A 21,747-nucleotide genomic window follows, 5' to 3' on the forward strand; every position below is an offset into this window, starting at 1 on the left:
GGGGCTATTATGGCAATAAAAGAGGAATTCCTTCCAAAATGGATAGCATGGGAAATCACAAGACGTTGTAATTTAAACTGTATTCATTGCCGTTCTTCTTCGACAATGGAGTCAGAACAAGGAGATTTTTCTTTTGAGGACGGCAAAAAACTTATGGATGACATAGCAAAAATCTCAAAACCAACAATAGTTCTCACTGGTGGCGAACCCCTCTTAAGAGAAGACGTTTGGGATTTGGCTGCTTATGGTACAGAAAAAGGCTTTAGGATGTGTATTGCTACAAATGGTGTTTTAGTAGATGACGAAGTGTGTAAGGAAATGAAAAGAGTTGGAATAAAAATGGTATCTCTTTCTCTTGATGGCTCAACAGCTGAAATTCACGATGATTTTAGAAAGCAGCCTGGAGCTTATGAAGGAGTAATGAAGGCTGCGGAGCTCTTTAAAAAACACGATATTCCATTTCTTATTAATTCCTCGTTTACAAAGAGAAATGCTTTTGATATTCCGAATGTCTATAAAAAGGCAAGAGAAATTGGAGCAAGAGCCTGGTATATGTTTTTAGTTCTTCCAGTTGGAAGAGCTGAAGAAGCAAACGCAGAGCTCCTTAATGCCGAAGAAGCTCAATATTGGTTAAATTGGCACTATGAACTGGAAAAAGAGCTAATACTAAAAGGAGACAATACAATTTTAGTTCGTCCAACCTGTGCTCCTCACTACTATAGAATTTTTAATCAAAACGCAAAAAGAGATGGACTTGACTTAAAAAGACGTAACCTTGTTTTTGGAACAGGTGGTGGAAAGGGATGTGTTGCAGGACAATCGATTGCCTATATTGATTGCCATGGATGGCTAAGACCCTGTAGTTACTTCCCGATTTCAGACATAAACGTTTTTGATGTTCCGTTTGACCGTGCCTGGTTTGAATCAAAGATAATGCAGGATATGAGGAAGATTGAGGAGTACAAAGGAAGGTGTGGCGTTTGTGAATACGTTAAAATCTGCAATGGCTGTAGAGTAAGAGCTTACTGGGAGCATAACGATTACATGCACGAAGATCCAATCTGTAAATACGTACCTGTAAAAATGAAGGTTGGAATTAAGCATAAAGGACTTCTTAATAAGACGCCAGAAAAAGGAGATGATATAAAAGATGTCACCCCCTGAAATTCGGGACTATAGTAAAGAGGCAACCTTTAAAGGCAGGAGGCTGGATTTTTCCCTGGGGAATAAGCCCCGTGCGTGGAGATTAGCCGATGCCTCCTGCCGGCTAATTATAGTGGCGGGAAGCGCCGTATTGGAGTATGGGAATAGTCCCGAAGCAGAGGTTGCAAAACACAAAACATATCAGGGGGTAGAGATGAAGGAGAAGGTAGAGAAAACACTGTATGTCGGAGTGGACTACCACAAAAACAGCTTTACAGCAGCTTATTTAGATTGTCTGACAGGGATACTTAATACCAAGAAGTACGAAGCAGAAGAGTTAGAGAAATTTAAAAATCACCTAACAACTTTTAGGAAAAAAGGATATTCAGTAAAAGTTGCGGTAGAAACCTTAACAGGAGTAACATTTTTTACGGAGGAGATAAGGAACTGCGTTGATGAAATAACTTACGTTAACACTAACAAATTTAAGAACATTCTAAAAGGTGTTAACAGTGCTAAAAACGACAGGATAGATGCAGAAACGATAGCCATTTACTATGAAATGGGCTTACTTCCGACAGTTTACGTCCCGACGAGAAAAGAAAAAGAGCTAAGGATAAAGATGAAAGAGAGAGATAGCTTTGTAGATATGAGAAAAGGGGTAATTAACAGACTTCATAGCCTATTGCTTGAATATGGGATAAAGACAAACAAGAGAGAACTCACCACGAAGAAAGGGATGGAAAGGATAAAGGAAGAAACGAAGAAGAAAGTGCCTCCGTCATTACGAGAAACGATATGGAGGCAAATAGAAACAATAGAATACTTAACAGATAAGATAAGAGAGACAGAAGAAGATATCAAGAGTTTTATAGGAGAAGATGAGGAGCTTAAGGGAAAAGTAGAACTTCTAAAAAGCATACCTGGAGTAGGAGATATAGTAGCTATAGCCTTTATATCTGCCGTATGTAACGAAGAGAGGTTTGAAAACGGAGACAAGGTAGCGGCTTATTTTGGACTTGTTCCTCGTGTTAATAGCAGTGGAGACGAAGTTAGAAATGGAAGGATAACAAAGAAAGGGGACAGCAGAACGAGGAACAAGATTATCCAGGCTACGAGAGCGTTATTGAACAGCAAGTTAGACAATTCAGTTAAAAGATTTTACGAAGGGTTAGTTAAGAAAGGTTTAGAGAAGAAGAAAGCGCTGATAGCTGCGGCGAGGAAATTGGTTAAAGTAATGTTCGCAGTTTTGAGAGAGAGAAGGCAATTTATGGATTTTGTTGAAAATAAATGCAACCTCTGTGTTGGGGGTTGACATCTTTCATAGGAGTTTAAAAATGAAAGACCATCCGATTTTAAAAGCGGCAAGAGGAGAAAAGACCGACTACACTCCTATTTGGATTATGAGACAGGCTGGAAGGTATTCTGAGAGGTACAGAAAGATCAGAGCTCAAGCTGGTAGTTTTATGGAGCTGTGTAAGAATCCTAAACTTGCAGCAGAGGTTACTCTTATTCCAATTGAAGAAATTGGAATTGACGCTGCAATTCTCTTTTCTGATATCTTAGTTCCTCTCGAGAAAATGGGAATAGACGTTAGCTTTGTTGAAGGAAAAGGACCTATTCTCGAGCCAAAGGCTGAAAAGCTCGAAGACGTTGAGAAACTAAAAATTCCAGAGCCTGAAAAAGATCTTCCTTACGTTCTTGAAACGATTCAGCTGATAAAGAAAAGACTTACAGATAGACCTTTAATTGGCTTTTCCGGAGCTCCATTTACTTTGGCAAGTTACATGTTAGAGGGTGGAAGTTCTAAAAACTATATTGCTGCAAAATCTACAATGTGGAATGAGCCAGAGCTTTGGGATGCTCTTATGTCAAAACTTGCAGAAACAGTTATAGAATATCTTTCATCGCAAATAAAAGCAGGTGTTGACTTAATTCAGATTTTTGATTCATGGATGGGAGTTCTTTCAAAAGATGATTATGAAAAGTTTGTCTTTCCTTACACAGAAAGAATTGTTAATGAATTAAAGAAAAGATATCCAGAAATTCCAATCATTCATTTTGGAGTTAACGCAGGGCATCTTCTTGAAGTTAACAACAGGTTAAGTGTTGATGTTATTGGTCTTGACTGGAAAACAGAAATACCATTTGCACTTGAGAGAATAGACAAGTCAATTCAGGGTAATCTTGATCCTGTGACTCTTTTTGCAGACGAAAAGATAATAGAAGAAAGAGTGAGAAAAATTCTCATAGAAGGATTAAAAGCAAGAGGACATATCTTTAACCTTGGACATGGCATATTACCACCTACAGATCCAAAAAAGGCTAAGTTCTTAGTTGATACAGTTCATAAAGTAAGCAAAGAACTTAGAGGTTAATTTTATGCGTTTAAGGTGGTTATTTACCTTTATTTTGTTTGTAATTGCTGTCATTTCTTCTTACTTTGCTCTCGAAAGCTATGCTGAAGTTAAGTTGAAAGAAAAACTTGACAGGAAACTTTCATCTTTACCTTTAGATATTACTTACAGGAAGTTTGACTATAAACTTTTAGAAAACACGATAACTATTGAGAACCTTAGGGCATCTCAACTTGGCTATTCAATTTTTGCAAATAAAATAATTGTTGATCTCCCTATCTCTTATAGAAAAAAGGAAATTCCAGAAAACCTTCACTTAAAAGTAGAAGGATTAGAAATTCCACTGAAAATGCCTTTTATTAGTAATTTCTCAAAAACCTTAAATCTTAAGGAAAAAACTATAAATTTTATTCCTCTTAATTTAGATGTTAGCTATGCCTTCGATGGTAGTATATTAAAGGTAGAGTTTCTTACATCTTCTCCTTTATTTGGAGAACTTAAGACTGTTTCTTATTTTACAAATATCACAAAACAGAAACTAGAACTTTTAATTAATGGAAAAGCAGACAAGGAATATACTTTAAAAAGAATAGCTTTAGCTTACTTTGACTTGATTTATAAAGATAGAGGGCTTGTTCAAAACTTTTTAAAGAAAGAAGCAAAACAACAAGGAATTTCTGTAGAAGAGTTTAAGAAAAAGCTTATTTACACTATTGAAAGTAATTCTTCCAGTGAAAGTGTAAAAAAGAAAATAGTTTTCCCACTTGTTAGTTTTATTAAAAATCCTTCTTGCTTAGAAGTTTCATTAAAGCCCTCTGAACCTATTTCGCTTAAAGACGCTACGTATCTTCTAAATGAAAATCCAGAAGTTTTTTCACTAATTGAGAAATTAGGATTAACTCTTAAAACATGTAATTAAAAAGGGGAGAAAACTCCCCTTTCCATTAATCTTCGAGAGTTGAAAGATCTCCTGGATCAATTCCAAGTTCTTTAGCCTTAAGCACTCTTCTCATAATTTTTCCACTTCTTGTTTTTGGAAGTTTCCCTACAAATTCAATCTTAGACGGTACTGCAATAGCTCCAAGTTCTGCTTTAACGTGCTGTTTAAGACTATCAACCAGCTCTTCAGATGAACTGTAACCTTTTTTCAAAATTACAAATGCCTTAATTGCTTCTCCTTTAATAGGATCAGGTATACCTATAACTGCAGCTTCTGCAACTGCTGAATGAGAAACAAGAGCAGATTCAACTTCCATTGTTCCAATTCTATGTCCAGAAACATTGATAACGTCATCTGCTCTACCAAGAATCATTATGTATCCGTCTTCATCTTTAACTGCAACATCTCCAGCTGTATAACAGTTTGGAATAGTGTTCCAGTACTGCTCGTATCTTTTAGGATTTTTCCATATAGTTCTCATCATTGAAGGCCAAGGATACTTAACAACAAGAAATCCTCCTTTATCTGCTTTTACAGGATTTCCTTCTTTGTCAACGACATCTGCAACTACACCAGGAACAGGTTTACCTGCTTTACCTGGTTTCATAGGAAGACTATCGATTGTTGTAATCATTACAGTACCTGTTTCAGTCTGCCACCAAGTATCAATAATTGGACATCTTTCTTTACCAATAACTCTGTAGTACCACAGCCATGCTTCAGGGTTGATAGGTTCACCAACAGAACCAAGAAGTCTTAGGGAAGAAAGATCATACTTGTTAGGCCACTCTTCTCCTGCTTTCATAAACATCCTAATAGCAGTTGGGGCAGTATAAAAGATGTTTACACCATATTTTTCTATTAATCTCCACCATCTTCCAAAATCTGGATAATTTGGAGCTCCTTCTGCAATAACCTGTGTAGCTCCGGCAATAAGAGGTCCATAAACAATGTAGCTGTGACCTGTGATCCATCCTGGGTCTGCAGTACACCAATAGACATCATTATCTTTTAAATCAAAAACGGTTTTCATGGAATAATAAGTTCCAACCATGTAGCCGCCTGTCGTATGTAGAACACCTTTGGGTTTACCTGTAGAGCCGGAAGTGTAGAGAATAAAAAGAGGATCTTCTGAATCCATCACTTCAGGTTCACAATAATCAGAGCATCCGTTCATAAATTCGTAAAAATCAACTTCTTTTTCTCCAATAAGGTCAACCTTTGGTTCAAGTCTTCTAAGAACAACTACCTGCTTGATGAAAGAGAGTTCCATAATTGCTTCATCAACGATTCTTTTAAGAGGAATAGCTCTTCCTCTTCTAATAGTTACATCGGCAGTAATGATAATTTTTGCTTCTGCATCTTCTATCCTGTGTTTTAGAGCTGGTGCACTAAATCCAGCGTATACAACCGAATGAATAGCTCCTATTCGTGCACATGCAAGCATCGCAGCTATTTGCTCGACAACAAGAGGCATATAAATAACAACTCTATCTCCTTTTTTTATACCGGCTTTTTTTAAAGCGTTTGCAAGTTTGTTTACAAGTCTGTAGAGCTCTCCATAGGTAACAACTCTTTCATTTCCAAGTTCATCTTCCCAAAAGAAAGCAACCTTGTTTCTCTTTCCGTTTTTAACGTGTCTATCAAGGGCATTAACTGTTATGTTTGTTTTAGCTCCAACAAACCATCTCGCATGAGGATAATTCCACTCAAGAACTTTTTTCCACCTTTCATACCAGAAGAGTTCTTTGGCAATACTTGACCAAAAATTTTCAGGATCTTTTTCAAATTTTCTGTACTCAGCCTCATAGTCTTTTACATTTGCATTTTCTATAAACTCCTCTGGCGGTTGAACTACGATTTCCTGTTTTAATAAGTGCTCAAGTCTTTCTTCGGACATCTCCACCTCCCAAGTTAGTTAACTTCTTTTTTAATCATAGCAAAATTTTATATTTTTTCATGATTTAAACAATGAATATTAAATTAATTGTATTTTTTCAAGAATTTGAGTCTATTTCCTTAAGTGGTTTGATAGAATAATTTTTGAAAGCAAATAAAGTTTTCAAGATGGAAAAACATACTCTCTATATCTTCTTTTTGACTTTTTTGATAATTACGCTTCAAAGTTTTGGAACACCTTACTTTATCTTTTGTGTAGCAGTAACTTTCGTTTTATTAACTTGTTATTGGATTAGATTTAAACTAGTAGAGCTCTTACCTGGAATAGTCTTATCTATTTTCCTTTTAATTCTTCTCAAGCTAATTACTCCCATAGAAAATCCTCAAAAAGTTGTCTGGATAACAGAAAATTGGAATGATGAAAAAATAGCTCTGCTTTCAAACGGCTCAAAAGTTCCAATAGAAGAGGCAAAAATAGGTGATATTGTTGATGAAACAGGAAAAGTTATAAAAAGAGGAAACACTCTTATTTATTTTTTTCCAAACATAAGGTATGAACTTTATAAAAAGTTAAAGGAATCTATCTCTTTTCCTATTTCTGAAGTAGCAGGAGGAATTACTCTCGGAATTAGAAGGGAAATTCCGGATTCTGTTAAAAGCTACTTTCTTCTTTCAGGACTTTATCCATTTTTGGCTATTTCTGGACTTCATATTAGTATTGTAATAGGTACGATTGCTCTTCTTCTTAAATTCTTACGCATAAAAAAGCCTTTAACTAAAGCTTCTTTAATTGCTCTTTTTTTTATGCCTTTCACTGGACTTCCAACTTCAGCAGTTAGAGCTTATCTTTTTACTTTATTTATATCCTTAGGAGTAGAAAATTATAGAAAGTTTTCTCCCTTTTATCTTCTTGGAATAATTCTTTTTATTGCAGCAATAGGCAAAAATTTGTCTATTGGGGCTGTTCTTTCATTTCTTGCTGTGACTGGAATAATTGTTGCTCTGGAATTTACGGAAAGCAAAATTATAAGGAGTCTTCTTCTTGCAATTGCTCCAGTTCTCTTTACTGCTCCTGTTGTTTTGTCAAAATTTGGTACTTTTAACTTGTTGTCCTTTATAAATTCTCAAATTGCAGGAATTATTTTTATTCCTTTTCTTATAACGACTTTTTTATCGGAAATTACTTTTTTTAAAGTTAATTTTATTAACAATTTGGCAGAAATTACAGGAAGTTTTTTCCTGCAATTTAGTAAGGAACTCTTTCTACTTACAAAAAATTTTATTTTCTACTCAAAATTATCTCTTTGGATTTCAGGTATAACATTAGGAGTTATGTTCTTATTTTTACTTTCTAAAAAAAATAAACTTTCTTTTATCCCTCCAGTAATCCTTTTGTTTTATGCTTTTTTTCTTCCTACTGAGATTAACAATAAAACTTTTCTCTTGAAAGGTTACAAAATGAATTCATTTCAATTCATATCTAAGGAAGGACAGTCTCTTAGAAATTGTCTTATTTATTCTGATTATGTTTTCCCTTATGCAAAAAAATGTCTATATAAAAACAAAATTTTTGATAAAAGAGTTATAATTGCAACAAAACCTAAAGAGGTAAGAAAATGAGAGAAGAGCTTTTTCCATTTATTTATTACGAGAACGGAAAGTTAAAGATAGATGGTATTAGTGTAGAGGAACTTGCAAGAAAATATGGAACTCCTCTTTACGTTTATAGTCAGTCAGCATTAGAACATTGGTTTAAAGAGTTTGACAGTGCTTTTTCATCGATAGAACACATTACGTGTTTTGCTGTTAAATCTAACTCAAACATTTCTGTATTAAAAGTTTTAAAAGAGCTTGGGGCTGGAGCAGATACTGTTTCCATGGGAGAAATATTTAGAGCTCTAACCGCTGGTATTGATCCTAAGAAAATAGTCTTTGCAGGAGTAGGAAAAAGGATAGACGAAATAGAATACGGCCTTGAAAAGGGAATTTTAATGTTTAATGTTGAATCAGAAAGTGAACTTTACGCCATAAATAGAGTGGCTGAAAAGCTTGGGAAAGTAGCGCCTATTGCATTTAGGGTTAATCCTGATGTAAATCCTAAAACTCATCCCTACATTTCTACAGGACTTAAAACCAGTAAATTTGGTATTGCTTACGAAGGAGCAATAGAACTTTATAAAAAAGCTAAAAACCTTAAAAACATAAATCCAATAGGTATTCACTTTCACATAGGTTCTCAAATAACTGATGTTTCAGTTTTTGGAGAAGCTGCGAGGAAAATTAAAGAAATAGTTAAAGAACTTTATTCTGTTGGCATAGAGATTGAGTATTTTGACGCAGGTGGTGGACTTGGTATAAGCTATAATCCTAATGAACCTCCAGTCCCGGCTAGAGCTCTTGCAGATGAGATTATTCCAATCATAAAGGATTTAGGATGTAAACTCATACTTGAACCAGGAAGAAGATTAGCAGGAAACGCAGGTATTCTTCTATCTCAAGTAATTTATAAAAAAGAAAGACACGAGAAACTGTTTTACATAGTTGATGCAGGGATGAATGATCTTGCAAGACCTTCCCTTTATAAAGCCTACCATCATATAGTTCCTGCTTCTAAAAAAGAAGGTAACTTAAAAAAAGCTGATGTAGTAGGTCCAATTTGTGAAACAGGAGATATTCTTGCAGAAGATAGGGAACTTCCTCCTTTAAATGAAGGAGACATAATTGCTGTCTTGAGTGCTGGGGCTTACGGATTTACAATGGCTTCAAACTATAATTCAAGACCGCGACCTGCTGAAGTTATAGCTAAAGAAGGGAGGGCAGAAATTATAAGGCAGAGAGAAACTCTTGGGGATTTAATAAGTAAAGAGGAAATATTTTAAGTAAGGAATACAAGCTGAGAGTGTTTGAAAAATCATCCAGACAAAGAACAAAACTCCCATGTTAAAGAGGATAAACTTAGCTAAAACAAACAGTTGAGCTATATGAAAGCTCTTTGTTTTCTCGTAACTTCCAACATCCTGCTTAACTTCTCCAAAAATACTCTCTATCAGTCCTCTAAACCTGTAAATTTCATCAGATTCTAAAAGCTCTTTGCATTTAAGCCTAATCTCAGATTTAATTCCCTTCCTTAATGTTTCTCTCACCTTTATGTAAGGCTTTAAGCCTGCTAACAGAACAAGCTCAATAAACTTAATGCTGTCATAAGCTTTGTCTCCTAAAAATGGCTTTCCTTTCAAAGCTCTCCATATAAATCCCCTTTCGTTTAACCACCTAACTATTTTCTCTCCAAGTTTCACTTCCGAAGCGTAACTCTCTCCAGGTAATGCAGTAAGAATGAACCTTTTTCCATCTTTTAGATGAACGCTTAATACAACAACTTTAACGTGGCTTTTTACCTCCTTTATCTCTTTGCCTCTTAGAATTTTCAATGGATAAATCTCATTGTATTTGAAGCCAGTTCCATCTATTATCAGAAATCTTAGTTCTTTATGATACTTCCCTAAGAGTCTTCGAGAGACAAAGTTCAGAAAATCTACAAGGAGAATGGAAGGTAGTTGCTTGAGTCGGTAATAATAGGTTGAAAAATCAGGAATATTCTCTCTTCCAAATATCTGAACTGCCAAATATTCAAGGTCTCTGAATGATAGGTTCCAGGCTACTTGGAGGAAAAGAAGGGTAAGAATTATCTCGTCAGGGTATTTCTTGGGTCTTCCTCTTTTGGTTTTAAAAGGATATAAATATACCAGTACAGCCTGTCCTCTCCGGTTCATGTATGTTTTTGATAGGTTGAGTACTTTGTGGAAATTTAGTCTTTTCGCTTTCATACCGGAGAGGATAGGCTTTTTTCTTAATTTTGGCAATTTTCAAACACCCTCTTTGCTACAATTAATTACTTTTTCACGATTTGATATAGTTCAAAAATAAGTTGTGGTTCTTTGACTTAAAAGAATATGGATTTCTTGGTTTTATCTGAACGTAGTGGGATATAAAGTGTATTCCTACTACCTAAGACCACAAAACATTCAGCGTTTTATCTGAACGTAGTGGGATATAAAGTATCGTTAATGCTGGTGTTGGCGTTGGAACTAAAGAAGTTTTATCTGAACGTAGTGGGATATAAAGCGCATTTTTAAAACAAGCTCAATTGCTCTTGTATTACGTTTTATCTGAACGTAGTGGGATATAAAGTACTTGAAAAGAGCAGCATTAGTTGTATCTGTTGCTGTTTTATCTGAACGTAGTGGGATATAAAGTCCTCGCAGGTAAAGAGCGTATCTCTTCGGATTCTTGTGTTTTATCTGAACGTAGTGGGATATAAAGTTAAATGTTTGTGATTTAATTAATAGATTCGATCCAATATAAGAAACAAACGAAAATAACGTAGATTCTTATTTTAAATTGGTTGTTATGAAAAAAGTAAGAATTCCAACTATGAAAAAGAGATAGCCAATTACATGAAACTTGATAAAGATTTTTTTACTGTTTCCAAATTTTTCAACATAAAGTTTATAGACAATTAGGTTTGCAAGAGAACCTATCAGATTTCCAAATCCTCCAACATTTACTCCCCAGAGAAGAGGTTTCCACTGGTTTGTGAAATCTGCAAAGAAAGGAGTTGCTGGAACATTACTCATTATCTGACTTCCAATGGCTGAATAGAGGAAGACTTCTGTTGGATTCTCCAGTCTTAAGTTCAGAGTATGAACTAAGTTGTCGGTAAGTCCAAAAAAGAAAAAGAAAGTAAAAAGAAGAAAGTAGTTAATCTTCAAGATTTCTCTATTGAAAAAGAGTGCATAGATAATAGGCAAGATACCAACCCACAGCGGGATGAACTTTAAAACGCTCAAGATAAAGGTTCCAAAGAAAAATAGGAGTAAATAAGATTCCCGGGAGTACTTAACCTCTTCTTCCATGGGTTTTATTTTTTCTTTTCCTTTTGGTGTCAGGAGTATGAGGAGGATAAGTGAAACAAAAACGAAAGGAAATATCGTTTCAACGAATTCTTTGAAGTGAAGGTTGTAGTGATAATAGATAAAGATATTTTGTGGATTCCCAAAGGGGCTTAGTGCTGAACCGCTATTTGCAGCCATTGCTTCAAGAACAATAAGGAGTTCCAATTTCGGTATTTTCATCAAAAGAGTAAGAGGAACGATGACTATTAGTGCAACATCATTTGTAATAAAGGCAGAAATGAAAGCTGTAAAGAGAACTATCTTTAAAGGGACAAATCTGCCTCTCTCAACCTTTATCGCAAGGTATTTCAGGAAATTACTTTTCTCAAGTCCTTTGGTAAGAATAAGAAAAACAAAGAGTGTAAATAGAATCTTAAAATCATCAATTGAATAATGAGGAATTCTAAAGAAACAGACACTTGTTAGTAAAAAGCTCAAGAGTGATAATAAGAAAAACCATTCCTTTATTATGATTTCTTTGACTGTTCTCATTGCAACGAGAAGTATAGTGAACTACTCCGCACTATGCAAATGAGCTTCTGAGAGGGTTTGATTGTTTTATCCAGGAGACTTACCAAAAAAATTGTGTGATTATTCTACCACCTCCTAAACTCCAAACTTAGCATTCATTAACTGTCTAAGTCTATAGAGTTTGTTTCTAATAGCTGGGATTGGCTTCCTCATCCATCTGTCATTGAAGTTACTAAACTGAACTTGGGTGAAGGAAAATATCCTCCAAGCTCAAGTCACATCGTCTCAAGTCCAGCATTCACACTTTCTACTATATTCGTAGTGTATATGAACTTTCTTACCTCCTCAGTAGAGGACTTCCCTCAATCCATTAAAGTCGTCTGTTACGAAAATACAGACTCTGCTAAGTCCTCGTGAGATGAGATCTTGCAGGACTTCTGCCCAGAAACCTTTACTTTTCCTCCCTTTTTTACCCACCATCCCAGAATCTGCTCATAGCCTTCCATATCTATTCCTACTGACACGTAGAGGCTTATCTCTGTTACCTTTCTGTTATCGTTTCTTAGCTTGGTGTGATAAGCGTATATGAAGACTGCAGATATTTCTTCTGGTAAAGGAGAGGTTTTATAAGCATCAAGATGATTGTAAACGAGATTGACAAGTTCTTCTATTCATTCCTCAGAATAGGACAAATTAAGCCTCTGTAAGGTTTTCTTGATCCTTGCTCTTGAATATCCATTGGACAGCAATGCTAAAAGCAGGTTTTCGTAGTCCTTATCTACTTGGTGGTAGTGAAGGTCTGAATGTTTTTCCTACTCTCACTCTTGGAACTTTTATGTCTAACTGCCCCATTATGAGAGATAAAGTTCTGTTCTATAAGCCGTTTGCAGAATTTTCTGGGTGTTGTTGAAGATACAGTTCTCTTTCTACTTGTATGTAGGCATTGAGGAAATCCTGTATTAATGTAAGAATTGAGACAGGAGTACCTTCTTCCTTTTGTTTGATGTAGTCTTGGACTACCAATTTTAGGGCTTTTTCTTTTTCAGTTTCTCTTCACCTCGCCATCTTTTCACCTCCTTTTTTGCTTTTATACAATTTTTTCTTGTACCCCGAGTATGGAGATATTATTCAGCCATCTTGTGATTGTGACCTGTAAAGAGTCTCCTTTTCGTTATCCAAAATTAAACTTGAAGGAATGTGATGAAATTACAAGAGGTAGAGTGGTTTATGATAAAAGAAAAAATTGCTTATTGCTGGGAACTTTTACTTACTATTTTCTATGGGACAGATTGATAGTAAAAAAAACGGAACTAACTGTAAAACTCTCTGATAAAATCTATTTCGAAATTAACTTTGAATGGATTGAGGGAAAATTTTTCAATCCTCCTCCTTTTCAACCAGTGGAGGGAAGGATTCCGGTATTTGGAGTGGTAAAAGTAAGGTATAAGTAGAGGAAGGATATGGAGAAAAAAATAAAAGCGTTCTTGCAATGATTAAGAAGAAAAGGAAAGAAATTATTTTTTCTTCTATTCTAATCATTGCAGTTTTCATTTTTAGAATCTTCCCTTCTGAAATTCCATACCTTGACAGAAAAGGAGATGAATACTTTGAAGTTGCAACGAAAAAAGCAGTAGCAGCTTATGCAACTACAAGAGTATTAAATGCTGTTGTTTCTGTTGCAAAAGAAACAGAAATAGAAGTGGCTCCCCTTGGTCTCGGTATGACCGTTCATTTAGGACAATTTCTTGATCCTGTTGATGATGCTACAGAAAGACTTTCTACGATTTTAACGGCCTCGATAGCAGCATTAGGACTAATGAAAATTACAAAAGAACTTTTAGAGATTTACACTTTTAAGTTGATTTCTTATCTTCTGTTTTTCCTTCTTCCTGGACTCTGGATAAAGAGTTTGAGGAATTTTTCGAGAACCATTCTGAACATTGTTACTCTTCTTTTTGCCGTTCGATTAGCTCTTCCTATTTGTGGAATCGTTAACGATTTTCTTTACAAAGATTACTTTGAACCAGAAATAAACAGAGCTCTTTCTGTTTTTGGAAGTGTAGATGAGTATGAACAAAAGTTTTCCCCTCAAAATATTTCTCTTGATTCAATAGAGTTTAACGATTCTGGAAACTACCAAAGTCAAGAGGAAAGAAGTTTTTGGAATTCAGTAAAAGACTTTAATCCTCTTTCAAAATTAAATTCTATAAAAGAGGAAATTTTTTCTATTTGGAACAGTACAAAGGAAAAAGCTCAAGAATTTAAAGAGTTTTTAATCTATCTCTGGCAGCATAAAGGAGAATTTGTAGAAGCCATTGGAGAACTCATTGTCCTTGAGGTTTCAATGATTGTAATTCAAGTGATAGCTTTGCCTTTCGCTGTTATATGGATGTTAACAAGGCTTATAAATGTTCTTTTTGAAAAAAGACTAACATTAGAAGATTTAGTTGAAGTTCTTGACAGAGTGAAACTAAAAGAGGAAAGTAATTAATATACTATACATCAATATTATGAAAAAACTAAAAACTTTGGAAACTATGAAGAACTTAGTTTTTCCTCGAGAAAAATTAAATCTAAAAGAGAAGAATGGGCACTTTCTAATGGGCACTTTCTATAATTTACCCAGTTCTATGAGTACTCCCTAAACTTGTAGGTTTCAATTCCTTATAGATACGCTTTAAACACAGAAGAATCTACACACGGTAACAATAGACACAACCGAGTGTTGGTGTTAGCGTTAGTAGTATTACTAACTAAAAGTGTTTGTTACTTTAACGACTTTAAGAAGGAGCTTGTAAGGTTTACCCTCTTCTATAACAGAATTTGCAAGTTCAATTCCTTCTTCTACAGAACTCACTTTCTCCGCTGCAAGAAGTGCAAAAGCAGCATTTAGGAGAACAACGTCTCTCTTTGCTCCTTTTTCCTCTCCTGTCAATATTTTTTTCACGATTTCTCTGTTTTCTTCTAAAGTTTCTCCGCCTTTTAATTCTTCAAAAGAAGCTTTTCTAATTCCAAAGTCCTCTGGAGAAACTATGTAGCTTTTTATATCTCCATCCGAAATTTCTGTAATTTTTGTCATATCACAAATTGTTATTTCATCAGTTCCATCTTTTCCATGAACGATAAAGGCCTTCTTAGTTCCAAGTTTTAAAAGCACTTCAGCAAGTTTTTCTGTTAAGTAGTCAGCAAAAACTCCCATGAGTTGTCTTTTAGCTCCAGCCGGATTCGTCATTGGACCAAGAAGGTTAAAAACCGTTCTAATTCCAAGTTCTTTTCTCGGTCTTACAACCGTTGCCATTGCAGGATGAAATCTTGGAGCAAACATAAATCCAAAGTTTGTTTCTCCTATACACTTTGCAACTTGCTCTGGTGTTAGATCTATTTTCACACCAAAAGCTTCTAAGATATCTGCACTTCCACACTTGCTTGAAACAGACCTATTTCCGTGCTTTGCAACAGGCACACCGCAGGCAGCAACAACAAGAGCAACGGTTGTAGATATGTTAAATGTTCCCTTTAAATCTCCACCGGTTCCACAGGTGTCAACTATTCTCTCCCTTATATCTTTGGAAAGTGGAACTTTCAGGCTCTTCTCTCTCATTACAGAAGTTGCACCTGCTATCTCCTCTGTTGTCTCTCCCTTTGATCTGAGAGCAACGAGGATTCCGGCTATCTGAACGTCTGTCAGTTTTCCATCCATTATTTGTGTAAAAAGATTTCTTGTTGCCTCAAAAGAAAGATTTTGCTTTTCAACTAATTTATTTAAAACCTCTTTAACTTCCATCTTCTTCTCCGCCTGTCAGATTTTGAAAATTTTAACATTGAATTTTTCAAGGAGCCGTTTTCTTAAGTTTTCAACTTCACTAACTCTAAAAAGGTGAGATGGACAGTTACAGTCGGTTGAACCAAAACCGATAACAGGTTTTTCTGTTTCAGATATTGAATTGGCTAAGGAACATTCGAGCTTTCTATCTTCGATAATCCAGATCTCAAGAACTTTAAAAGAGCTGTCCGTTGAAATGAAATCTAAGTGCCAGTGCTTTTTCTTTTTCTTTCTGAGATGTCTTGAAATTCTTTTTCTTAAACCACCACTTCCAAAGGCTGAACCAACATAAACATAAACACCTTTCTTGAGTAAAAACTGCTTACCGCTTTTAACTTTGAACAAAAGAGTGTCTATCACAAAAAGAATGCAATAAGTTCCTTTAGTTTCTGGAAGTTCAAAGTTGAAGCTCATTAAAGAGTCTTTCTAAGTATGGAAGTTCTGAATGAATTTTGTTTAATGTCCAGGCTATTTTTTCATATTCATCTTCATATTCATGAGCTATTGAATTCCGAATTTCACGGAGTTCAAACCATTTTTCTGGAGTAATTTCAAAACCAAACTTTTCTAAAAGGTTAATTACATCAATAATTGGAAGATGCTCTACATTTTCACCTTTTAGTGTAAGGTAGGCTCTAAGTAACCTTCCAAGAGAATCCTGAAGTTTTGAAAACCTATAGGCTATCTGATCCAAAAGTAGTACTCCTTCTTCTTTATTAAGAAGGTCAGCAACGTCCATAGCAGCAATTGGGAGCTCTTTCAGAGCTCCTAACTTCTCAAATGCCTGTTTTAATCGAAACAAATGTTTTTGAATTTCTGAATGGAGCTTATTATATTTTTGTCTTATAGCTTCATCGGTCATAGTTCAACCCCAGTCAGCATGGCTACTTTTTCTATATCCCTTTCAGGATCCCTCTGAATTATAACGTCTATCTTTCTATCTCCGATTTTCTGTTTCAGTTTAATAAGAAACTTTAACTTTTTCTCAAAAGGATCCTCTTTATCTTCTGGAACAATGTAGAGGTCTATATCTCCTCCTTTTCTTGAAAGGTCTGCTCTGCTACCAAAAAGAATAATCTTAGTTCCTTCTCCAAAAACATCTTTTGCTGTTTCTTTAATAGCTGAGACTTCCCGGTCACTCAGCCTAACCTTAGCCATCAAGAATTCTCCTTGCAACCTCTTCTGCAGCCTTTGTGCAGTCGTTGACTCCAACTCCTGTATAGGCATTGTTGCAAAGATAAAGACCAGGATATTTACTAATTAGTCTAAATATCTTTTCTACTCTTTCAGCATGTCCAACAGTATAGTGTGGAATACCTTTTTCATGCTTGAAGACTTTTATTTTCTCAGGATAATGGCGAATTTTCATTATTCTTCTGAGTTCTTTGAGAGCAATGTTTACAAGCTCCTCATCTGGCAGGAGTGCAAGTTCAGGTTGTCTTGCACCACCTATCATGACTCTTATTAAAGCTTTCCCACTTGGAGCTCTATTTGGAAAAACTGAACTGTCCCAGAGAGCTCCAAGGATTTTTCTCTTTTCACTCCTTGGAACTAAAAAGCCAAAACCATCAAGGTCGTGTCCAAGTCCTTTCTTTTCAAATCCAAGAGCAACAACGGAAATCGGAGAGTACTCTATCTCTGAAAGGAGCTTAGAGAGCTCAAGATTTAAATCGTTTAAAAGTTTAGCTGTTATATAGGCAGGAGTTGAAAAAACAATAGCATCAAAAGTTTCTTCAAAAACTTCATTTTCCTTTTTGTACTTTACCTTCCAACCTTTTTCTATCCTATCAAGACCTAAAATTTCTACCTCTGTTTCAATAGAATCTCCCAGAAACTCACTTAAAGAATCAATTAAATCTTTTACTCCACCTTTAAAGGAAGTAAGAACGCCTCCGGGACCTGCTGGACCACTTTTCTTTCCACTCTTTTTAGCTTCTTTCATTTTTGCGATAAGGCCTTTTATAAGACCACCGTACTGTTTTTCAAGGTAATAGATGGCTGGAAAGGCAGCTTTGAGGCTGAGTCTATCAGGGTCTCCAGCAAAAATTCCTGCAACCATAGGGTCTAACAATTTTTCAAGTGCTTCTTCTCCAATTCTTCTTTTTGCAAATTCAGAAAGACTTTCATCTATATCCTCTTTTTTTGGAGGAACTAAAAACTCTCCTACAAGCCTTAACTTTCCTTTCCATGAAAGAAGATAGGAGGCAAGAAATGCAATTGGGCTTTCTGGAAGTCTTACAAGTCTTCCATTTGTGTAGATAAACCTTTTTCTTGCTTTATCAGAACTCCTATAGAGCTTACTCTCAATTCCAAGCTCTTTTACAAGGTTTAAAGTGTAAGGTTTTCCATCAAGAAAACCGTTTGGTCCTGTTTCTATAATGTAACCATCTTCATGGATTGTTTTCATTTTACCGCCAACAGTCTTTTCCTTTTCAAAAACTTTTACTTCTGCTCCACCCTTTTTTAAATAGAAAGCTACAGAAAGTCCTGAAATTCCTGCTCCTATAACAGCAACTTTCATAAAAGTCCTCCAACTTTATTCTTTTCTTAGCTTATCAATTTCTGAGGATAAAGCTTTTATTAAAAGTAAATTTTTGTGATCTAATTTAACTCTTTTATAATTTAAGCCTAACTCATTTGCTAATTCTCCATACTCCACGTCTAACTCGTAAAGAGTTTCTATATGTTCAGAAATAAAGCTTATTGGAAATACGAGCACTTCTTTTCTTTTTTCTTCTTTAAGTTCTTTTAACACTTCCTCAGTTGACGGCTCAAGCCACTTGATTGGTCCAACTTTACTTTGGTAAGAAATCTTATAAGGAATCTCTTTAAACTTTTCCATTACCAATTTTACTGTATCTTCAATTTCATTAACATAAATATCTCCATTCTCAACTATGTATTTTGGGAGACTATGAGCTGAAAAAAGAATGAAAGGTTCTTTTAAATCTTTTAGTTCCTTCCCTATAGATTTTTGAATCCACTCAATGTAATAGGAATTTCTACACCACGACTTTATAAAAGTGTAATTAATTTTTTTACTTAAAAACTTTTCTACATCTCTAAAACACGCTCCTGCGGTTGCAACTGAATACTGTGGATACAATGTAAGAACGTAGAGTCTATCTGGACTGTATCTTTCAATTTCCTTAACAACTTCCTTAAGTAAGGGTTTGGAATATAACATCCCAAGAAAAGTTTTGATACCTGTTTCCTTTTCAAGAAGATTTGCCTGATCTAGTGCATATCTAACAAGAGGACTTCCTCCACCTATTGCTTCATACTGAGGTTTAACTTTGGGAGTTCTAAATGTAGAAATCAAATAAGCCAAAGGTTTTTGGAGAAATGCCGGAACTCCAAAGTTTATGAGATCTCTATCGGAAAAAAGCCTGAAAAGGAAAGGTTTAATTTCATCTAAGGTGGAAGGAGCTCCCATATAAGTTAATAGTATAGCTTCTCTCATCTAATCTCCAATTATTTTTATGATAACTCTTTTTGGTCTTTGACCATCAAATTCAGCATAGAAAATTTCCTGCCAAGGGCCTAAATCTAACTGACCGTTAGTTATTGGAAGAACTACTTGAAGGTGAACAAGTAAATTCTTAAGATGAGCATCTCCGTTATCTTCGCCAGTTCTGTGGTGTTTATAGTTAGGTTTAAACGGAGCTAGTCTTTCAAGCCATTCCCAAATATCTTCGTGAAGACCTTCTTCATCGTCCTGAATAATAACTGCTGCAGTTAGATGCATTGCAGAAACAAGGCAGAGACCTTCTTTAACGCCAGATTTCTTAACAGCTTCTTTTACTGTGTCTGTTATTCTGATTAAATCCCTTCTTTTTTGTGTATTAAACGTCAGGTATTCTGTATAAGCCTTCATCTTTCCTCCATTTTAAAAGTAATGATATCAAATGCTTTTAAGTCTTTTAAAATTTTATGATATCATCACGCTTAAAATCAGAAAAATCAAGGAGAGAAAGATGGCAGTTGCGTTTATCTTTCCTGGTCAGGGTTCTCAGTACAGTGGAATGGGAAAAGAGCTTTTTGACGCTTTCCCAGAGGCAAGAGAAGTATTTGAAGAAGCTTCTGAAGGCGCAAAAGTTGACATAGCAAAACTTTGTTTTGAAGCTCCAGAAGAGAAGCTAACTCTTACGTACAATGCACAACCAGCAATATTCACACTCAGTATGGCTATCTTAAAAGTTCTTGAAAAGGCTGGTTTTAATGAAGAACCAGTATTAGTTGCCGGACATTCTCTTGGTGAATTTTCTGCTGCCGGTGCAGCCAAGGTAATTTCTATTCACGATGGAGCTCTTCTTGTAAGAAAGAGAGGAGAGTTTATGCAGGAAGCTGTTCCAGCTGGTGTTGGTGGCATGACAGCAGTAATAGGACTTACTTCTAAGAAAATAGAAGAAGTTTTAAAAAATGTTAAATCAGGATTTATTCAAGTAGCAAACTACAACAGCCCTGAACAAACAGTAATTTCTGGAGAGATTAAAGCCCTTGAAGAAGCTGAGGAAAAACTAAAAGAAGCTGGTGCAAAAAAAGTTGTAAGGCTTGCAGTTTCAGCTCCGTTTCATTCAGAGCTCATGAAACCTGCTGCAGAAAAGTTAAAGGAACTAATGGAAGAAATCGAGTTTAAAGAAGCTGAAGTTCCTATTCTTAACAATGCTGACGTCAGAATTATTAAAACTCCTGAAGAGATAAGAGATTCTTTTTATAGACAGATGTTTTCTCCGGTTAGATGGGTTGAGGATGTTCTAAAGATGAAAGAAATGGGTGTTGATACTTTTTATGAAATTGGTCCTAAGAACGTTTTAAAAGGACTTATAAGAAGAATAGATAGAAGCCTAAAAGTTATAAACGTTGAAAAGCCAAAAGACTTGGAAAAATTTTTAAGTTAGAGCTAAAGAAGTTAGCTGTCTTTTGGAGGATTTAGATTGAAGAAGCTTTTTTTTATAGCTTTTTTAATTCTATCTCTCTTTTCCTGTTTAATTCTATCTCTCTTTTCCTGTGGAGGGGGAAGTGGTTCTTTCAGCGAGAGAAATTGGTTAGTTTTAATTTATATGGATGGTGATAATAGCCTTTCTCCTTTTACAAACTACGACCTCCAAGAACTTGGTCAAGTTAACTATCCGCAAAGTGTTAAAGTTGTTGTTCTTGTAGACAAACAAAATTCAATAGGTGGAGAAATTTACGAATCCATAGATGGAAAGCTTCAAAAAGTAAAGGATATTCCAGAACCGAATATGGGAGATCCACAAACCCTTGTAAACTTTGTTAAAGAGTACTCCGATTTCTATCCAGCACAAAACAGAGCTCTCATTTTATGGAACCATGGAGATGGCTGGAGGAGTTCAGGTTTAGACTACGCTGATAGTAGATCTGCTGCTGAGGATCTTACTAATAACGATTACCTTTTCATGTTTGAGCTAAAAGAAGCATTACAGCAACTAAAAAATGATGGGTACAACTTAAGCCTTATAGGATTTGACGAATGTCTTATGGGAATGACTGAAGTCCTTTATGACATTAAAGACTATGCTAATGCTTTTGTCGCGTCTGAAACTTTCGAACCAGGAGATGGCTGGAATTACACAAAAGTAATGGCAAAGCTTATTTCCAATCCAAATGCTGATGCTTACACTTTTGGTAAGTATATAGTTGACGCGTTTAAAGAAAACTATTTAAACTCTTTAGAATGTAGTAGTAATAATGGTGGCTGTACGTTAGCAGTTTATACGAAAGAACAAATAGAAAACATAGTAAGTAAAGTTAACGATATTGCACTAAGCTATAGCTTTGGCAATTTTACAGACTTTTATTCTGCAAGAGAGAACGCTACTCAAATTCCTGGTTGGAATGAAACAATAGATTTGTGGTCTTTTGCTGATAATCTTTCCAGCCTTACTGCTACTATTGACTTAAAAAATACAATTGATAGTATTTATAAAGCTTTGATAAACACTAACTTAAAGGGAATTTCGATTTATTTCCCTAAGACCTATTCTTCAGCTTTAGACTTTGAGTGTTATAGTGCAACTGTTGATAATCCTCGAAACTGTGTGATAAATAATATAACAGTTAATAACTACTACAATCCTTTTACAGAAAACTACTGGGATGACTTTCTTAAAATTTACTATCAGGATTTAGGATATTGAG

Annotated in this window: 20 protein-coding genes, 1 pseudogene and 1 CRISPR repeat array; of the genes and pseudogenes, 9 read left to right on the forward strand and 12 right to left on the reverse strand. The window is 35.3% G+C overall.

The features are described 5' to 3' along the window. Window positions 1-9: 9 nt before the first annotated feature. The 4 genes from DESTER_RS01385 to DESTER_RS01400 are packed head-to-tail and all read left to right on the forward strand — an operon-like array spanning window position 10 to window position 4,419. Window positions 10-1,164: a radical SAM protein gene (locus tag DESTER_RS01385; RefSeq protein WP_013637887.1), complete on the forward strand. Its 1,155-nt coding sequence runs from the start codon at window positions 10-12 to the stop codon at window positions 1,162-1,164. Continuing rightward, window positions 1,151-2,458, forward strand: a complete 1,308-nt coding sequence (locus tag DESTER_RS01390) for an IS110 family RNA-guided transposase (RefSeq protein WP_013637888.1) — start codon at window positions 1,151-1,153, stop codon at window positions 2,456-2,458. The genes DESTER_RS01385 and DESTER_RS01390 overlap by 14 nt, the downstream gene beginning before the upstream one ends. A gap of 22 nt (window positions 2,459-2,480) precedes the next feature. Beyond that, window positions 2,481-3,521 carry a uroporphyrinogen decarboxylase gene (hemE, locus tag DESTER_RS01395; protein ID WP_013637889.1) on the forward strand — a complete coding sequence of 347 codons (1,041 nt, stop codon included), beginning with the start codon at window positions 2,481-2,483 and terminating at the stop codon, window positions 3,519-3,521. Between the two features lie 4 nt (window positions 3,522-3,525). Further along, a complete protein-coding gene (locus DESTER_RS01400; protein WP_013637890.1) occupies window positions 3,526-4,419 on the forward strand; it encodes a hypothetical protein in 894 nt (297 codons plus the stop codon). A 25-nt stretch (window positions 4,420-4,444) separates the two neighbouring features. Here DESTER_RS01400 and acs read toward each other — a convergent pair whose 3' ends face one another. After that, window positions 4,445-6,340 (reverse strand): acetate--CoA ligase, encoded by a 1,896-nt coding sequence (gene acs, locus DESTER_RS01405; RefSeq protein ID WP_013637891.1) that lies wholly within the window; start codon window positions 6,338-6,340, stop codon window positions 4,445-4,447. Between the two features lie 143 nt (window positions 6,341-6,483). On the opposite strand from acs, the gene DESTER_RS01410 reads away from it, so the two are divergent. Then, on the forward strand, window positions 6,484-7,959 hold the full coding sequence (locus tag DESTER_RS01410) for a ComEC/Rec2 family competence protein (protein ID WP_041737315.1): 1,476 nt from the start codon (window positions 6,484-6,486) through the stop codon (window positions 7,957-7,959). Next, window positions 7,956-9,218 carry a diaminopimelate decarboxylase gene (lysA, locus tag DESTER_RS01415; protein WP_013637893.1) on the forward strand — a complete coding sequence of 421 codons (1,263 nt, stop codon included), beginning with the start codon at window positions 7,956-7,958 and terminating at the stop codon, window positions 9,216-9,218. The genes DESTER_RS01410 and lysA overlap by 4 nt, the downstream gene beginning before the upstream one ends. Here the strand turns inward: lysA and DESTER_RS01420 are convergent. The 4 genes and pseudogenes from DESTER_RS01420 to DESTER_RS08535 form a co-directional block, all read right to left on the reverse strand. Further along, the gene (locus tag DESTER_RS01420; protein WP_013637894.1) at window positions 9,192-10,199 is read right to left on the reverse strand and encodes an IS5-like element ISDeth1 family transposase; all 1,008 of its coding nucleotides are present in this window, start codon (window positions 10,197-10,199) and stop codon (window positions 9,192-9,194) included. The two genes, lysA and DESTER_RS01420, sit on opposite strands and share 27 nt — an antisense overlap. A 102-nt stretch (window positions 10,200-10,301) precedes the next feature. Next, window positions 10,302-10,659: a CRISPR direct-repeat array (repeat unit 29 nt; unit sequence GTTTTATCTGAACGTAGTGGGATATAAAG). A gap of 68 nt (window positions 10,660-10,727) precedes the next feature. Then, a complete protein-coding gene (locus tag DESTER_RS01425) occupies window positions 10,728-11,783 on the reverse strand; it encodes an SLC13 family permease (protein WP_013637895.1) in 1,056 nt (351 codons plus the stop codon). A 324-nt stretch (window positions 11,784-12,107) separates the two neighbouring features. Then, complete coding sequence (locus tag DESTER_RS08530; RefSeq protein WP_148223761.1) at window positions 12,108-12,242, reverse strand: transposase; 135 nt, start codon at window positions 12,240-12,242, stop codon at window positions 12,108-12,110. Window positions 12,243-12,283: 41 nt separating this feature from the next. Further along, window positions 12,284-12,433 (reverse strand): annotated as a pseudogene (locus DESTER_RS08535) (IS256 family transposase); the annotation flags it as partial. Window positions 12,434-13,251: 818 nt separating this feature from the next. On the opposite strand from DESTER_RS08535, the gene DESTER_RS07990 reads away from it, so the two are divergent. After that, complete coding sequence (locus tag DESTER_RS07990; RefSeq protein WP_013637896.1) at window positions 13,252-14,253, forward strand: hypothetical protein; 1,002 nt, start codon at window positions 13,252-13,254, stop codon at window positions 14,251-14,253. Between the two features lie 258 nt (window positions 14,254-14,511). On the opposite strand, the gene trpD is transcribed toward DESTER_RS07990, so the two are convergent. Genes trpD through DESTER_RS01470 form a run of 7 tightly spaced genes read right to left on the reverse strand, consistent with a single transcriptional unit; the run spans window position 14,512 to window position 19,462 of the window. Then, window positions 14,512-15,546 carry an anthranilate phosphoribosyltransferase gene (gene trpD / locus DESTER_RS01440; RefSeq protein ID WP_013637897.1) on the reverse strand — a complete coding sequence of 345 codons (1,035 nt, stop codon included), beginning with the start codon at window positions 15,544-15,546 and terminating at the stop codon, window positions 14,512-14,514. Window positions 15,547-15,561: 15 nt separating this feature from the next. Next, window positions 15,562-15,999 carry a GIY-YIG nuclease family protein gene (locus DESTER_RS01445; RefSeq protein ID WP_013637898.1) on the reverse strand — a complete coding sequence of 146 codons (438 nt, stop codon included), beginning with the start codon at window positions 15,997-15,999 and terminating at the stop codon, window positions 15,562-15,564. After that, a complete protein-coding gene (locus DESTER_RS01450) occupies window positions 15,983-16,447 on the reverse strand; it encodes a hypothetical protein (RefSeq protein ID WP_013637899.1) in 465 nt (154 codons plus the stop codon). Before DESTER_RS01450 ends, DESTER_RS01445 begins: the two co-directional genes overlap by 17 nt. Beyond that, window positions 16,444-16,743 (reverse strand): nucleotidyltransferase domain-containing protein, encoded by a 300-nt coding sequence (locus DESTER_RS01455; protein ID WP_013637900.1) that lies wholly within the window; start codon window positions 16,741-16,743, stop codon window positions 16,444-16,446. Before DESTER_RS01455 ends, DESTER_RS01450 begins: the two co-directional genes overlap by 4 nt. Next, window positions 16,736-18,106 (reverse strand): protoporphyrinogen oxidase, encoded by a 1,371-nt coding sequence (gene hemG / locus DESTER_RS01460; protein ID WP_013637901.1) that lies wholly within the window; start codon window positions 18,104-18,106, stop codon window positions 16,736-16,738. Before hemG ends, DESTER_RS01455 begins: the two co-directional genes overlap by 8 nt. A 15-nt stretch (window positions 18,107-18,121) precedes the next feature. After that, entirely contained in the window at window positions 18,122-19,048 is a 927-nt protein-coding gene (gene hemH / locus DESTER_RS01465; RefSeq protein ID WP_013637902.1) for a ferrochelatase, read from the reverse strand. Continuing rightward, the gene (locus tag DESTER_RS01470; protein ID WP_013637903.1) at window positions 19,049-19,462 is read right to left on the reverse strand and encodes a secondary thiamine-phosphate synthase enzyme YjbQ; all 414 of its coding nucleotides are present in this window, start codon (window positions 19,460-19,462) and stop codon (window positions 19,049-19,051) included. A 100-nt stretch (window positions 19,463-19,562) separates the two neighbouring features. Here DESTER_RS01470 and fabD point away from each other — a divergent pair, with 100 nt between their 5' ends. Continuing rightward, window positions 19,563-20,486, forward strand: a complete 924-nt coding sequence (gene fabD / locus DESTER_RS01475) for an ACP S-malonyltransferase (RefSeq protein ID WP_013637904.1) — start codon at window positions 19,563-19,565, stop codon at window positions 20,484-20,486. Window positions 20,487-20,522: 36 nt separating this feature from the next. Next, a complete protein-coding gene (locus DESTER_RS01480) occupies window positions 20,523-21,746 on the forward strand; it encodes a clostripain-related cysteine peptidase (protein WP_013637905.1) in 1,224 nt (407 codons plus the stop codon). Window position 21,747: the final 1 nt, after the last annotated feature.

The organism is Desulfurobacterium thermolithotrophum DSM 11699, assembly GCF_000191045.1.
GTDB lineage: Bacteria > Aquificota > Aquificia > Desulfurobacteriales > Desulfurobacteriaceae > Desulfurobacterium > Desulfurobacterium thermolithotrophum.

Excerpts from the sequence above, each read along its gene's own strand:
- DESTER_RS01385 (WP_013637887.1), top strand. The coding sequence starts at position 10 with ATGGCAATAAAAGAGGAATTCCTTCCAAAATGGATAGCATGGGAAATC.
- hemH (WP_013637902.1), bottom strand. The coding sequence starts at position 19,048 with ATGAGAGAAGCTATACTATTAACTTATATGGGAGCTCCTTCCACCTTA.
- DESTER_RS08530 (WP_148223761.1), bottom strand. The coding sequence starts at position 12,242 with ATGGTGGGTAAAAAAGGGAGGAAAAGTAAAGGTTTCTGGGCAGAAGTC.
- hemE (WP_013637889.1), top strand. The coding sequence starts at position 2,481 with ATGAAAGACCATCCGATTTTAAAAGCGGCAAGAGGAGAAAAGACCGAC.
- DESTER_RS01390 (WP_013637888.1), top strand. The coding sequence starts at position 1,151 with ATGTCACCCCCTGAAATTCGGGACTATAGTAAAGAGGCAACCTTTAAA.
- DESTER_RS01470 (WP_013637903.1), bottom strand. The coding sequence starts at position 19,462 with ATGAAGGCTTATACAGAATACCTGACGTTTAATACACAAAAAAGAAGG.
- DESTER_RS01450 (WP_013637899.1), bottom strand. The coding sequence starts at position 16,447 with ATGACCGATGAAGCTATAAGACAAAAATATAATAAGCTCCATTCAGAA.
- DESTER_RS07990 (WP_013637896.1), top strand. The coding sequence starts at position 13,252 with ATGATTAAGAAGAAAAGGAAAGAAATTATTTTTTCTTCTATTCTAATC.
- lysA (WP_013637893.1), top strand. The coding sequence starts at position 7,956 with ATGAGAGAAGAGCTTTTTCCATTTATTTATTACGAGAACGGAAAGTTA.
- fabD (WP_013637904.1), top strand. The coding sequence starts at position 19,563 with ATGGCAGTTGCGTTTATCTTTCCTGGTCAGGGTTCTCAGTACAGTGGA.
- hemG (WP_013637901.1), bottom strand. The coding sequence starts at position 18,106 with ATGAAAGTTGCTGTTATAGGAGCAGGAATTTCAGGACTTTCTGTAGCT.
- acs (WP_013637891.1), bottom strand. The coding sequence starts at position 6,340 with ATGTCCGAAGAAAGACTTGAGCACTTATTAAAACAGGAAATCGTAGTT.
- DESTER_RS01400 (WP_013637890.1), top strand. The coding sequence starts at position 3,526 with ATGCGTTTAAGGTGGTTATTTACCTTTATTTTGTTTGTAATTGCTGTC.
- DESTER_RS01455 (WP_013637900.1), bottom strand. The coding sequence starts at position 16,743 with ATGGCTAAGGTTAGGCTGAGTGACCGGGAAGTCTCAGCTATTAAAGAA.
- DESTER_RS01445 (WP_013637898.1), bottom strand. The coding sequence starts at position 15,999 with ATGAGCTTCAACTTTGAACTTCCAGAAACTAAAGGAACTTATTGCATT.
- trpD (WP_013637897.1), bottom strand. The coding sequence starts at position 15,546 with ATGGAAGTTAAAGAGGTTTTAAATAAATTAGTTGAAAAGCAAAATCTT.
- DESTER_RS01425 (WP_013637895.1), bottom strand. The coding sequence starts at position 11,783 with ATGAGAACAGTCAAAGAAATCATAATAAAGGAATGGTTTTTCTTATTA.